Raw genomic sequence first — 14,112 nt, forward strand, 5'->3', positions numbered from 1 at the left:
TTCCAAGACTTAGCACTTGCATGTTCCGAGTGCTAATCGTATAATAATAATCGTACTAAATGATTAGTACAGATTTATAGTTATACAAATGATTAATAAAATAGATGGACCTCAAAATTATTAAGTTTTACTCGGCATTACTTTTATTAGTTTACTAATTTAACTTAAGAAAGGTGGAATCGGGTTAATGCTTTGTCAAAATTGTCATAAAAATGAAGCAACTATCCATCTCTATACGAGTGTTAATGGTCGCAGAGCAGAAGTTAATCTCTGCCAAAACTGTTATCAAAAATTAAGAGAACAACAGGCCCAAGGAGGTAGTTCAATGATTTATAACGATCCTTTTGGCTTTGGTGATTTAAGTGAATTATTTGGAACAATCGATCCGCAACAAGCGGCCCAAAGAGGCCAGGAAATTCCGCGGCAGGCTCAACGTGGCGGTAATAACCGTCGCGGCGGTGGCAACGGCATTTTAGATCAATATGGTGTTGATTTAACTGCTCAAGCTAAAGCTGGTAAAATTGATCCGGTCATCGGTCGTGACCAAGAAATTGCCCGCGTTATTGAAATTTTAAATCGACGTACTAAAAATAATCCGGTTTTAATTGGTGAAGCCGGAGTCGGCAAAACTGCCGTAGTTGAAGGTTTGGCTCAAAAAATTGTTGATAGTCAAGTGCCTGAAAAATTGCAAAATAAGCGTGTTATTCGTCTAGATGTAGTTTCTTTAGTTCAAGGTACCGGTGTTCGGGGACAGTTTGAACAAAGAATGCAGCAATTAATTAAAGAACTGGAACAAAACAAGAATATTATTCTGTTTATTGACGAAATCCATGAAATTGTTGGCGCGGGCAACGCTGAAGGTGGAATGGATGCCGGCAATGTTTTAAAACCGGCACTGGCACGTGGCGAGTTGCAGTTAGTCGGAGCCACAACTTTTAATGAATATCGTCAAATTGAAAAAGATTCCGCACTGGCTAGAAGACTGCAGCCAGTGGAAGTGAATGAACCGTCTGTAGAACAGACTTTACAAATTCTAAAAGGTATTCAGCCGAAATATGAAAGCTATCATCACGTTAAATATACCGATGAAGCTATTGAAGCAGCCGCAACTTTATCTAATCGCTATATACAAGATCGTTTCTTGCCTGATAAAGCCATCGACTTGCTGGATGAATCCGGATCACGCAAGAACTTAACTCTGGATGCTATTGATCCTAAAGATGTTCAACAAAAAATTGATTCAGCGGAGCAACAAAAACAAAATGCTCTCAAGCAAGAAGACTATGAGAAAGCGGCTTTTTATCGCGATCAAGTGAAAAAATTTGAAGCTATGCGTGATAATAAGGTTAATACCGAAAAAGAACCTACTGTTAATGAAAAAGACATTGAAAAAATTGTCGAAGAGATGACTAATATTCCGGTCGGTGAACTAAAATCGCAAGAACAAGAACAATTACGCAATTTAACTCCGGATTTGGAAGCTCATGTAATTGGTCAAAACAATGCTGTGGAGCAAGTTAGCCGGGCTATCCGCCGGAATCGGGTCGGTTTCAATAAGACCGGTCGCCCAATTGGTTCTTTTCTCTTTGTCGGACCTACAGGAGTAGGTAAAACTGAATTAGCTAAACAGTTAGCCCGCCAGCTATTCGGCAGTAAAGATGCGATGATTCGTTTTGATATGTCGGAATATATGGAAAAACACAGCGTTTCTAAATTAATTGGTTCGCCTCCGGGGTATGTAGGCTACGAAGAAGCTGGTCAATTAACCGAACAAGTTCGGCGTCATCCTTATAGTTTAATCTTATTAGATGAAATTGAAAAAGCTCATCCCGATGTTATGCATATGTTCTTACAAATCATGGATGACGGGCGGTTGACTGATTCTCAGGGGCGGACAGTCAGTTTCAAAGATACTATCTTAATTATGACATCTAATGCCGGCCAAGGAACTACTGAAGCCAGCGTCGGTTTTGGTGCGGAAGCGAATGGAACCACTAATTCTGTGATTGATAAATTAGGCAATTATTTCAAACCGGAATTTTTAAACCGTTTTGATGGTATTATTGAATTCAAGCCGTTAGCGAAAGAAAGTCTGTTAAAGATTGTCGATTTAATGATTGCCGACACCAATCAAATGATTGCCGATCAAAACTTAAATATTACCGTTACAGATGCCGCTAAAGAAAAAATTGTACAGTTAGGATATAATCCCAGCATGGGAGCACGGCCTTTAAGAAGAGTCATTCAAGACCAAATTGAAGACAAAGTGGCCGATTATTATCTGGATCATCCTGATGTACAGCATTTACAAGCTGACGTTCAAGACGACAAAATTCAAATTAGTGCTGCGCCAACCACTGCATCATCCGAAAATGCTTAAAACTAAAAGCCAAAATCTAACGATTTTGGCTTTTTTTTACATATGTTACACCAGCTGCTCTTGAAGCAAAATCAATACCTGATTAATTCATTGAGGAAAGTTAATCTAAAAATATTTTCCAATATTAATTTCTTAGACTAAGGTTTCTAATTATACTTTTCAGCTGCTGAAACATCTCAATTCCATTATTGCAGTACTCAGGTGCTCTACTTTGGCATTTTGAGCTGAACTCTCAATCTTTTATTTTAATAAGACCTTGATCGCCGCTAATTTCTAAAGTATTGGTGGTACTTTTTTGCCGTCTTAAAGATCCAGCGTATTGTTTTTGATGATAATAAATTGTCGTATCACCATTAATCATTAAACTTAAATCGGGATTATCAGAGTAACAGTTTAAATTTAATTTCGTAGCTTGAATTTTATTTTTTCCTTTCATTTCTGTAGCTAAGATTTGTCCTTGGAGTTTATCAGCTTGCAGCTGCATTGTTTGTAATTGTGACTGCTTAATAGTTAGCCGGCTGCTATGAGCTGTACTGATCAGATTATGCACTTGACAATTATTGAAGTAGATACTATTTGCATCCGCATTGAAAGTTGCCTGCTGTTGAATTTGGGTTCGTTGTAAAAACAGAGCTGACTTTTCTCCCGACACATGCAGCTGTTGCATTAGCAAATTACTAATAGTTACAGGAGCTTGGGCAGTTATATTTAAACTTTTTAAGGCTGCTTTAGAAGGTAGAGTAATTAATAATCGTGGCCGCGATTGGCCTAAACTTTTTTTATAATTATTAATTTGAAAAGTTTGGGGAAAATTATTCTCCAGTTGTTTTATTTGCAGTTTGTCTTGTTTTACTGTAACTGTTAACAATTGCTGCGACTGGACTTGAACTTGATACTGAGAGCCTAAACGTATTTCCACTTCTATATCTTGAACATCAATATCTGCCCGACTAAAGCTTTTCTTTATCGAGTAATTGTGCGGATTATCCGATAAAACCAGTAACGGACTTGTAGAGCTGGTACTGGCAATCGTTTTAAACCCCTGATGACAATAGCCCAGCAGACACAGTAAAGCTCCCAGCAACAAAACACTACCACTTATCAAATAATATTTCTTCATTTGTTTTCTCCTTAAAATCGCTTCTTTTTAAAAATTAAGTAACCTAAAATCAAGAAGAAAAAGATATAAGCTAGTGATCCGGTTAATAATTGCAGATTATTTAAATGGCTGGTTTGATGATAAACGGGATAATTATAATATTGAGTTACTAAATTAGTCATATTGAGCGGATTCCATTTAATTAAATCCAACCAACGACTTCCACTTCTTAACCAATCAGCCGACAAGCTGCCACCCATAAAAAAGATACCTAAATTAACGGCAATAACTACCGCATTATTATTAATCAAACAAGAAACAAGAAAAATTAGGCTAATAATTAAAGTTGAAGCAATTAAATCTAAAAAAGAAGTATGCAGCATGTTTAACCACAAGGGTTGCTGATATTGATAAGTCGCTATCCAATTAACAGTCCCGCCAAGGGCAAAGGCTTTGAGCAGCAACGTAAATACAATGGCTAAAACATGTAAAGCCAAATTATAAACAAATATCACAATTATTTTGGCTAAGTAAACCTCGCTTTTATGTGGTGCTTTATAAAGCAGTATTAAAATGGCATTATTTTGAAATTCCATTGAAAAAATTGTAGAAGCCGTAATAATCAATAACAACATAATCCAGTTATCAGAAAAATAAGTATCCATCGCTAACAAACGATTTTCTTGAGCACTCAGACTCAAAGCAGCAAAAATCATTAACAATAATAAAATGATTGGGATAATCCAGATCATTTTTTTATGAAGTAGTTTATAAAATTCCTGTTTTAAGCACGTTTTCACTTTGAAACCTCCCTAAACACCTAAAGAACTCACACTTTGTGGTTTTGAAAAAATTGATAACCCAGTCCTAAAAAGATAAGAGTATAAATTAAAACTGCTAGCAGCAATTAGGAATTCTCTAAAGTTGAATGCTGTGCATAATTAACCTGCGGCAACTGATTAATAATATTGATCATATTTAAAGGGTTCCATTTTAAAAGATTTTGATAGTGGGGAAAAGAATCCATCAGAAGCTGCGAGAAACTGGCGCCTAAAAACCCCAAGGCAATCCCGATACCAATTACAGCCACATTGACTTTAATTAAAGTAAATAAGAAAAAACAGAGTGCTATGATAAAGAGCAAATAGACAATACTTCCCCCAATATTAAGTAATAAAGTCGTGATTAGATCTTGCGTATTTTCATAAATGATCGTCCAAGAATATTTATCCCCGACAAAAAGACTTTTCAGCCCTAAGGCAAAGATAAAGCCGCCTGCATCCAACAATAGTCCATAACTAAAAGTTAATAAGAATTTAGCGCAATATATATTTTTCTTATTAGAGTTCTTATAAAAAAGAGTAATAATCGTGTTATTTTTATATTCCAGAGCCAAAAATGTGGGACTGATCGTTATCATAATTAAGATCACCCACTGTCCCAAACCAAAACCTTGAGCAATAATGCGCGGTTTAATTGGACCGGAAATAGCAGTTTCCAGCATGAATAACGCTAACGCGGCCATACCGTAAAAGGGAAAATGTTGATGCCAAAATTTGAAATTTTCTTGTTTTAAACAATCAATCATACGTGCATCTTCCTTTGCTGCTGTAACAAATCTACAATAAGTTCTTCAAAATTGGCTTTTACGGGCGCCAATTCTAATAAATGTAAGTTATGTGTGTAAAATACGGTTTGCGCTGACAAAATATCAGCGTGAGAAATCAACAAATAAGGTCCGCTGGAGCTAAACTTAATCTGCTTTTTTTGTAGTAACTCTTGGGCTTGACTTTGATTATCGGTTAATACTTGATATTGCTGTTGAGGTTCTTGCGTAAACTCTTTTACGGTTTTATCCATGACAACTTGACCTGCATTGAGCAAAACAATTCCGGTCATCACTTTTTGTAGTTCACTGAGAACATGGCTGGAGATTAAAAAGGCAGTTCCTTGCTGAGCGTATTGCTTAATAACTTTTCTAATAGTAATCGTGGCCTCAATATCTAAACCGTTCATCGGCTCATCTAAAATAACCAGCCGGGGTTTATTCAATAAAGCCAGCGCAATGCCCAATTTTTGTTTCATACCTAAGGAATAATTTTTGGCTCTTTGGTTCAGATAGCTCTCCATTTGCACGAGCGAAACTACTTCTTGCAGATCCTGGTGATCCTGACTATATAATTCTAAATTTTGTAAACCGGTTAAAAACGGATAAATTGCTGGATGTTCAATTAAGGCTCCCACTTGTTGTAAAGCTTGGTGATTATTTTCGGTTACCTCTTGATTATCAATCTGGATGCTGCCGCTAAATTTGGTTAAACCTAAAATTGTTTTCATAATAGTGGTTTTTCCAGCCCCATTAGGCCCTACCAACCCTATAACTGCTCCGGCAGGCACTTGAAAAGAGGCTTGGTGAATAATTTCTTTTTGATTAATAAACACATCTACATTTTGTACTGACAACATTATTAATTAGCCTCCTTGCAGTTTCAGTTGACCATCATCGCTATGAATATCTAAAAAATTAATTGAAGAATTATTTTGCTGCAGCTGGCGCCGCTTAGGCTGATGATTATGAATAATATCTAAATGACCACTGGTGTTAATGCTTAAATCTGGATTGAGATCTTCTAAAGTTAGTTGTAAATCATTAGCCTTAATTAAGTTATCTTGTCCTAAAGCGGTCGCTAATATTTTCAAGGTTATCGTATTGGCGTTTAGATCCAAATTGGTTAATTGCGAATGTTGAATTTGCAAGTGGGCATCATTGAGGTCAAATTTAGGAGCTACCAAGCGGCAATTATCTAATTGATAACGGCAATCACTATCGTTAATTTGGGCTTGACGGATAATGCTTACTTGATGCCAGTCAGCCTGGGAGTTAGTATTATCTAAAACTAACTTATTAACAGCCACATTTTGAAAAGATAACCGACAATTATCCGCTTTTAGTTTCAAAGCCGCTAATGTTTGCTTAGGAGGAATAGTAATAACTAAGCGGGAGTATTGAACTGGGGAACGATCTTGGGGAGCTCGAAGATGAACTTCATTAACTTGGTTGGGATATTGTTTTTGGATAATTTGTAGTTGGTGATCTCTTACTGCCACTTGGACATACTGCTTACTGGTAAATTCTGCTTTCAACTGCGGGCCGGGTTTAACAACCAGTTGCGTATTTTTAATAGTAATATCTGCTGTTGTAAATTGTTTAGTTGTCGTCAAGGTTCGCTGAATTCTGCGCGGGTTATTTTTCAAAACTACCAGCGGTCCTTGGCCATTATTAGTACCAATAGTTTGGAAACCCCGATTGAAATAGCCGATACCACAAATTAAAAGTCCGAGAAAAAACAGGCCGCCGATTATTTGATAATATTTTTTCATTTAGCAGCGCCTCCAGGATAATATTTACCAATTAGAACTTTACGCCCTAACCACCTTGCTATCCGAGCTACTAAAGAAACGACTCCGCGAACCATTCGCCAACATACAGGCCCCACGAGAAAAATCACTGCGAATACTATAATACCGGCACCAATATAAAAACAGCCCACCGCCCAATTACTAGTCAACAATAATGGGAAAGCTTTATACATAATCCAGCCGGTGGGAAGCAAAAGACCAGCCAACACTCCCACAAGAAGCACAATTAAAATGATAAAAAAGAGGATAACCGCCACTAAAATTAAAAATAACGGCAAACCTAAGGGAACAGCACATAATCCCAACAAAATCCATTTAATAGCCTGCAAATTATGCTGCGGTTGCTCTACATTAGCAGTGGCTGGATCGGTCTTTGAAATGGTTAAAGAATAATCGGCCATAATTTTATGTGCCAATTTTTTGGGAGTGCCTAGTTCTTTTTCAATGTCATAACGACTAAATAAATGAGCATCCAAGAGAAATTCTCGATAGAATTCTTCTAATTCTGCACGTTCAGTGGGATCTAACTGTTCTAAATTCCTATCCAATTGCTTGATATAAGTTTCAATTTCTTGATTCATCTTGATCTCCCAATACTTGATTTACTTTCTTATTAAAATCTTGCCAATCACACTTGATACTAGCCAGTCGCTGTTGACCCAAGTCGGTTATTTGATAATAACGACGGTTGCGTCCTTGATAAGGTTGATCGTAAGTCGTTAAATATTGCTCTTTTTTCAGGCGACGTAATACGGGATAAATTGTTGATTCCGAAATATCAAAGATAGATTGCACTTGTTGCGTTAAAGCGTAACCATATAAATCAGCCTGCTGTAAAGCTGCTAATACAATTCCTTCTAGAATCTCGGAAGAAATTTGAATTGCCATGTAGTTGCTTCCTTTCATACAAATGAAGCTGGTTTTTAGTTTATATCCAATACTTGCTGTTATCTTAACTGTTTTTGATTAAAGCTGGTTTTATTTGCAGCTGATATGAAAAAATTTTAATAGCTATACTATATTTCATATAATATTGTACTGTAATTAATATCAAAAGACAATAAAAAAGCAAATCACCGAGTTTGATTTGCTTTTAAACAATTAATCTTTTTTTGATTACAATTTAGCAGTCAACTTAACTTGGGGATATTTATCTTTAAACCAGTTTTCAGCAAAACGATTCTCAAATAAGAACAACGGCTGTTCGGACATATCCTTTACTAATAAATTACGGGCTGAAGACATAGTAGGATCAAGTTGCTGGGGATCAATCCAGCGCGCAATTCTCGAACCAATTGGTTTCATTACTACTTCTGTATTATATTCATTTTGCATCCGGAATTTAAAAACTTCAAATTGTAATTGTCCAACAGCACCTAAAATATAATCCCCCGTTTGGTAATTACGATATAACTGGACCGCTCCTTCTTGGACTAACTGCTGCATCCCTTTATGGAAGGATTTTTGCTTCATCACATTTTTAGCGGTAACTTCCATAAAAATTTCGGGTGTAAATTGTGGTAAAGCTGGATATTTCCGTTCAGGTTTGCCACTATAAAGTGTATCGCCAATTTGGAAATTTCCTGTATCATACAAACCGACAATATCACCAGCTACTGCTGTCTTTACTTGTTCACGCTGTGCTGACATAAATTCCGTTGCATTATTTAAGCGCAAAGTTTTAGCGGTTCTTTGCAAGGTGACATCCATTCCCTTATCAAATTCTCCTGAACCGATTCTTACAAAAGCAATCCGATCACGATGTTTAGGATTCATATTAGCCTGAATTTTAAAAACAAAACCTGAAAACTGTGGATCACTAGCTGGCAAATTGGCACCATCCTGCATTTCATGAGTACTAGGTGCAGGAGCCAATTTTAAAAATTCATCCAAAAAAGTTTGCACGCCAAAATTAGTCAGCGCCGAGCCGAAGAAAATTGGAGTTTGCTCTCCGCGGGCAATTTTATCCGGGTCAAAAGTGTTCCCTGCCCCTTTAATTAATTCAATTTCATCTAAGGTCTGTTGATAAATACTGTCTTGTGTTAATTCTTCTGTAGCTGCCAACTTTCCGGTGGCATCTAAGGGTAAAAACTGGGATTCATTAGCTTGGGGCCGGTATAGTTCAATCCGATTATGATAAATATCATATAAGCCCTTCAGCGTTTTTCCGCTGCCCATAGGCCAGTTCATCGCGCAACCTTCAATTTTTAAGAGATCTTCTAATTCGCCAATCAGATCTAACGGTTCGCGCCCATCACGATCTAATTTATTCATAAAAGTAAAAATAGGAATACCGCGTTTTTTAACAACCTTAAATAACTTCTTAGTTTGCGCCTCAATTCCTTTTGCCGAATCGATAACCATTACTGCTGCATCGACTGCCATCAGTGTTCGATAAGTATCTTCTGAAAAATCCTCGTGTCCAGGAGTATCCAAGATATTAACATGTTTACCTTGATAATCAAATTCCATCACCGAACTGGTAACAGAAATACCCCGCTTTTTTTCAATTTCCATCCAATCAGAAGTGGCGTAATTTCCTGTTTTTTTACCTTTAACAGTGCCGGCGGAGCGAATAACTCCCCCAAACAATAACATTTGTTCAGTAATTGTAGTTTTTCCCGCGTCCGGGTGTGAGATAATTGCAAAAGTCCGCCGCTTAGCTACTTCTTGTTGTAATTCTTGCTGATTCATTTTTTCGCCCCATTTAACATACTGATTAAAATTATAGCAAAAAACTGCTTCTGTGCATGTTTTTACTCAACTAATATTGCTCGATAAGTTATAATAATGACGAAAGGAAATCATTATGTCAAATAAAAAAATCTTCATCATTTATACTTTTCTCTTTATTATTCCCTATTTCTTATGCCTCTCCTTAATTGGAACAGGTTATAATGCCCTAATTAATCACTACAATAGCTGGTGGCGGCTGGGTATTTGCGCCTTAATCGGTGCAATTTTAATGGTTGCTGTTAAATCTATTGCCCACCGTCCAATTAGTATTATTGCCAAACAGACCAGTAATCCTTATCTGCGTCGATTAATTAATTTTTTTAACATTTTAGACTATAATTCTAGTAATTTTTATTGGAATTTTGCGATTGATTTTGTCTTAACTATTATTTTTGCCAAATTAATTCATCAACTTTTTGCTCCTTATCAGATTCTGGGAACTTTAGCAGGATGGATTATTGCACTTTTAATTATTTCGTTAATTTTAGCCTCTAATTTAGAATATAGTACTTTAAGCATCGATCCGGAACAAAAATAGAGAAAATTATCATGAAAAAATTATTTAATGCCACTATTACTTCACCTTTAGGACCGCTTTTAATTGTCGCTACTGCTCAACAATTGTTGGCAGTTTGGATGCAGGATCAAAAATATTTTGGCCATAAAATAGATTTAAAGAGCTTATCAGGACAACAAAATCATCTCACTGACGCTGCTAGTCGATGGTTGCAACAATATTTTGCCGGTCAAAAGCCTCAGGTAACTGCCTTGCCCCTTAATCCTCAAGGAACAGCCTTTCAACGCCAAGTATGGCAAGCAATTAGTCAAATTCCTTATGGTCAAGTTAAAACTTATCAACAACTGGCAGAGGATCTGCAACGTCCTCATTCAGCCCGGGCTATTGGTCAAGCAGTAGGACATAATCCCATCTCCATTATTATTCCCTGTCATCGCGTAGTAGGAAGTCAAGGCCAATTAACCGGATATGCAGGAGGTCTTTCCCGTAAGCGGTGGTTACTTAACCATGAGCAAAAATAGAGCATGCTATAATTTTATTATTAAAAAGCATTTTTAATTTCCCGCCGCAGTGCAATTTAAGGCGGGCTTTTTATTTTTCTAACTCATTGTTCTTCAAAATTGCTTTTATTTTCTATAATTAATAAAAGTATTTGTGATATTTTTACTATGATGGTTAAAATTTTAGTTCGTCATACTGCTTAACTGTTGCCAAAGATGCGCATTTGTGCACTTTGACTGAAGTTGTTTTAAACTGATTGGCGCTGATTATTTTCTCAATCAAACCAGCAAAACAAAAGGGCGGGGATTGATCCCGCCTTTTTCATAGCTAATTCATTAAGCATGATGTAATAATTCTTGATAACGTCGCTGCCACAGTTCCACATATCCGGGGGAAAAGGGGCCCTTTTGCTTTTTAATCCAACTAATCAAGACTTCCGTACTATACTTTAAAATATCATCGATGGTATCTGAATAATGCCATAAATGACGATGGGCTGCATACTCATCAACATCCAAAAGCCGAATTTCACCATCGGGAAAAACCTTAATATCCAGATCATAATCAATGTACTTTAAGGCTTCGGAATCTAAAACAAAAGGGGTTGCTAAATTACAATAATATGATGGTCCATTATCGCGCAACATAGTAACAATATTAAACCAATAATGCCGATGAAAATAAACTAAGGCTGTTTCGTGTGTATACCAACGTCGTCGATCTGATTCGGTTACTAAAGTATGATCATTACAACCAATAATTTCATTTTCGCTGGTTTTTAAAACCATCGTATCACGCCAAGTGCGATGCAAGTGGCCATCATGTTTATAACTCTGAATTGCTATGTAATCTCCTTCTTTAGGAACTTGCATAGTTTGACCCAGCTTTCCAATTTCTCTTGCACTTTGATTATAACAAAGCTATCCACATGTGCCACCCTTAATTTAATTCTTGTAAAAAATTACTAATTTCCCCACTGTTAAATCCGCGCCGGGCCAAGGCTGCATATAATTTTTGCCGACCATTAGTCTGCTTTTGATAGCGACGCCATAACTTCTGCCCCGTTTGAGCCAGTAATTGCTGCTCGTGTTTTAAATCCGGCTGCAAATCTAATTGAGCCAATGCTTGTGTAACAACTGTTGCGGGATAACCAGCAGTCTGCAACCGTTTTTTTATTTTTTGTAAAACGGCTTGGTAAGATTGGTTATGGGCCTGCTTTTGAACTTTTTGTGCCAATTTGACAGCGTTTTGCTCCATTAAAGCTGGCGTAAATAATGTCAAAGATTGCTGGATTTGCACAGCCGCTACTTTTTTACGTTGTAATTTTCGGGTAATTTTACCAGGTCCATCCAGAGAAATTTTGATAGCAGTCCGCACAAAACTATCGGCATATTGTTGATCATTTAAATATTGCTGTTGACTTAGCTGGGCTATTACTTGTTGAATGAGTGCATTATCATATTCTAAAGTTTGTAAATGTTCTCTTATTTCAGCGACACTGCGTAATTGATAACTCAAATAATTGAGCGCCTGATTATAGGCTTGAAAATACTGCTCCGTTTCTTGAATTTGTTGGATTATCGCTGGATCCAATTCTTGACCCTTAGCTAAATGATATTTAATTAAAACGTCCTCAGTTACTGCCCAAGCATAATGGCCGTCTAAAAAAATATTATAGCGGCCCTTGCGTTTTTGTGTACTAATCTTAGTAATTTTCGCCATACAGACCTCCACATGCTATACTGGATAATATCATAGCAGAAATAAGGAAGATTTTTTTGAAAAAAACTCAAAATAAACTCAAAATTGGTATGCGTATGCAACTAACCATTAAAAGAATGGGAATTAATGGTGAAGGTATTGCCTATTATCAAAATACTCTTATTTTTATTCCTCAAGCTTTACCCGGAGAGATTATTCTGGGCGAAATCACCGCCATTACACATAATTTTTGCCGCGCCCGCCTGTTACAAATTATTCGCTCCAGTAAGCTGCGCAATCCCAACCCGCCCCAACTTTTTGGTCAAGTAGGCGGCTTAGAATTAGCTCATTTAAGTTATCCCCAACAATTAAAATACAAAAGATTAATGGTAACTGAAGCTTTGCGCCACTTTCGTCCCCAAGGTTACCGTTCTTATTTGGTAAAATCCACCATCAAAGCTGATAACCCCTGGCACTATCGTAATAAAGCACAGTTTCAATTACGTCAAAAAAAGGGCAAGTTAATTTGTGGGCTTTATCAAACTGGAACACATCAAGTAGTTGATTCTTTAGAGATTCCCACCCAAAGACCACTAACACTCCAAATTCTTCAATCACTCTTGCCCATCATTGAAGAACTACAAATTCCGATTTATGACCCGCACAGTCATTCCGGAATTATTAAAACACTGGTGGTGCGTGAATCGGTAGCTTATCAGCAAGCTCAGCTAACTTTTATTACTAATTCGCGCAAATTACCACACAAATCACAGCTAATTGCACAAATTAAACAAAAAATTCCTGCCGTAATTTCCATTGCCCAAAATTTCAATCCACAAACTACCGGTCCTTTATGGGGAGCAGAAACCACTATTTTATGGGGCGATAATTATCTGCGGGAAAAAATTGGCAATTATGATTTCTTTTTATCACCAGCAGCTTTTTTCCAACTCAATCCGGAACAAACTACCAAATTATATCAAATAGCCACAGCTGCTTTGAATCCGCAACCTAATGATATTGTGATAGATGCTTACGCGGGGGTGGGTACCATTGGTATTAGTTTAGCCCAGCAAGTCCAGCAAGTTCTGGGTGCAGAAATCATTCCGGCAGCAGTTAAAGATGCGCAATTGAATCTGCGGCAAAATCACATTACTAATGCTTCTTATCAAGTAGGCGCCGTCGAAAAGCTTTATCCACAATGGCTGCAGCAAGGTATTCAGCCCACTGCCTTAATAGTTGATCCACCTCGCAGTGGATTAACGCAGGAATTTATAAAATTTATTCAGCAGTCACAACCCGCTAAGTTCGTTTATATATCTTGCAATCCAGCCACTCTGGCACGCGATTTGAAATATTTAACCAGCTTTTATCATGTAGATTGGCTCCAGCCTTTGGACATGTTCCCGCAAACTCCGCAAGTTGAAGTCATAACCAAATTAAGCCGAAGATTTTCCTAAAACTTATTTCACTAAAGGGCTCTGACAGCAGAAATCTGCTGTCAGAGTCTTTTTTGAAGCTTGGAAATCAGTTTATTAATTAAATTTTCCCAATGTAAACTATTCTTTTAGATCAATTAACTAAAAAATAAAAGACCGTGAATTGAATCACGGCCTTAACGTGGCTTAGATGATGGCAACTGCTTCTTATCCGAACAGTAACTCTACACCCTTTTACATCTAGATGAAAACATCTCAATGACGCCATGTTTACTTAAGAAATTTTGATGACTGATTTTCAGGATCATCCTTGTATTCA

The 14,112-nt window shown here is 37.0% G+C and carries 14 protein-coding genes; 4 read left to right on the forward strand and 10 right to left on the reverse strand.

The window, feature by feature from the left end:
* Positions 1 to 187 precede the first annotated feature (187 nt).
* Positions 188 to 2,380 carry an ATP-dependent Clp protease ATP-binding subunit gene (locus JG29_RS06100; RefSeq protein WP_045923071.1) on the forward strand — a complete coding sequence of 731 codons (2,193 nt, stop codon included), beginning with the start codon at positions 188 to 190 and terminating at the stop codon, positions 2,378 to 2,380.
* A 232-nt stretch (positions 2,381 to 2,612) separates the two neighbouring features.
* Here JG29_RS06100 and JG29_RS06105 read toward each other — a convergent pair whose 3' ends face one another.
* The 8 genes from JG29_RS06105 to JG29_RS06140 form a co-directional block, all read right to left on the reverse strand.
* Positions 2,613 to 3,500, reverse strand: coding sequence for a DUF4097 family beta strand repeat-containing protein (locus JG29_RS06105; protein ID WP_045923072.1), 888 nt, complete (start codon positions 3,498 to 3,500; stop codon positions 2,613 to 2,615).
* Between the two features lie 11 nt (positions 3,501 to 3,511).
* Positions 3,512 to 4,279, reverse strand: a complete 768-nt coding sequence (locus JG29_RS06110; protein ID WP_045923073.1) for an ABC transporter permease — start codon at positions 4,277 to 4,279, stop codon at positions 3,512 to 3,514.
* Positions 4,280 to 4,386: 107 nt separating this feature from the next.
* Positions 4,387 to 5,067, reverse strand: coding sequence for an ABC transporter permease (locus JG29_RS06115; protein ID WP_052696325.1), 681 nt, complete (start codon positions 5,065 to 5,067; stop codon positions 4,387 to 4,389).
* Entirely contained in the window at positions 5,064 to 5,945 is an 882-nt protein-coding gene (locus JG29_RS06120) for an ABC transporter ATP-binding protein (RefSeq protein ID WP_045923074.1), read from the reverse strand. Before JG29_RS06120 ends, JG29_RS06115 begins: the two co-directional genes overlap by 4 nt.
* 6 nt (positions 5,946 to 5,951) lie before the next feature.
* Positions 5,952 to 6,860 carry a DUF4097 family beta strand repeat-containing protein gene (locus JG29_RS06125; protein ID WP_045923075.1) on the reverse strand — a complete coding sequence of 303 codons (909 nt, stop codon included), beginning with the start codon at positions 6,858 to 6,860 and terminating at the stop codon, positions 5,952 to 5,954.
* Positions 6,857 to 7,480 (reverse strand): DUF1700 domain-containing protein, encoded by a 624-nt coding sequence (locus JG29_RS06130; protein ID WP_045923076.1) that lies wholly within the window; start codon positions 7,478 to 7,480, stop codon positions 6,857 to 6,859. Before JG29_RS06130 ends, JG29_RS06125 begins: the two co-directional genes overlap by 4 nt.
* Entirely contained in the window at positions 7,464 to 7,787 is a 324-nt protein-coding gene (locus JG29_RS06135; RefSeq protein WP_045923077.1) for a PadR family transcriptional regulator, read from the reverse strand. Before JG29_RS06135 ends, JG29_RS06130 begins: the two co-directional genes overlap by 17 nt.
* Before the next feature lie 228 nt (positions 7,788 to 8,015).
* Positions 8,016 to 9,593, reverse strand: coding sequence for a peptide chain release factor 3 (locus JG29_RS06140; RefSeq protein WP_045923078.1), 1,578 nt, complete (start codon positions 9,591 to 9,593; stop codon positions 8,016 to 8,018).
* Positions 9,594 to 9,708: 115 nt separating this feature from the next.
* On the opposite strand from JG29_RS06140, the gene JG29_RS06145 reads away from it, so the two are divergent.
* Together JG29_RS06145 and JG29_RS06150 are read left to right on the forward strand one after the other, a co-directional pair.
* Positions 9,709 to 10,173, forward strand: a complete 465-nt coding sequence (locus tag JG29_RS06145; protein WP_045923079.1) for a hypothetical protein — start codon at positions 9,709 to 9,711, stop codon at positions 10,171 to 10,173.
* An 11-nt stretch (positions 10,174 to 10,184) separates the two neighbouring features.
* Positions 10,185 to 10,673, forward strand: a complete 489-nt coding sequence (locus JG29_RS06150; protein ID WP_045923080.1) for a methylated-DNA--[protein]-cysteine S-methyltransferase — start codon at positions 10,185 to 10,187, stop codon at positions 10,671 to 10,673.
* Between the two features lie 315 nt (positions 10,674 to 10,988).
* On the opposite strand, the gene JG29_RS06155 is transcribed toward JG29_RS06150, so the two are convergent.
* Complete coding sequence (locus JG29_RS06155) at positions 10,989 to 11,525, reverse strand: DUF402 domain-containing protein (RefSeq protein ID WP_045923081.1); 537 nt, start codon at positions 11,523 to 11,525, stop codon at positions 10,989 to 10,991.
* A gap of 67 nt (positions 11,526 to 11,592) precedes the next feature.
* A complete protein-coding gene (gene recX / locus JG29_RS06160) occupies positions 11,593 to 12,375 on the reverse strand; it encodes a recombination regulator RecX (RefSeq protein WP_045923082.1) in 783 nt (260 codons plus the stop codon).
* Positions 12,376 to 12,431: 56 nt separating this feature from the next.
* Here recX and rlmD point away from each other — a divergent pair, with 56 nt between their 5' ends.
* Positions 12,432 to 13,814 carry a 23S rRNA (uracil(1939)-C(5))-methyltransferase RlmD gene (gene rlmD, locus JG29_RS06165; RefSeq protein ID WP_232297095.1) on the forward strand — a complete coding sequence of 461 codons (1,383 nt, stop codon included), beginning with the start codon at positions 12,432 to 12,434 and terminating at the stop codon, positions 13,812 to 13,814.
* The last annotated feature ends 298 nt before the right edge of the window (positions 13,815 to 14,112 follow it).

The sequence above is a fragment of the Bombilactobacillus mellis genome (genome assembly GCF_000967245.1).
GTDB classification, from domain to species: Bacteria; Bacillota; Bacilli; order Lactobacillales; family Lactobacillaceae; genus Bombilactobacillus; species Bombilactobacillus mellis.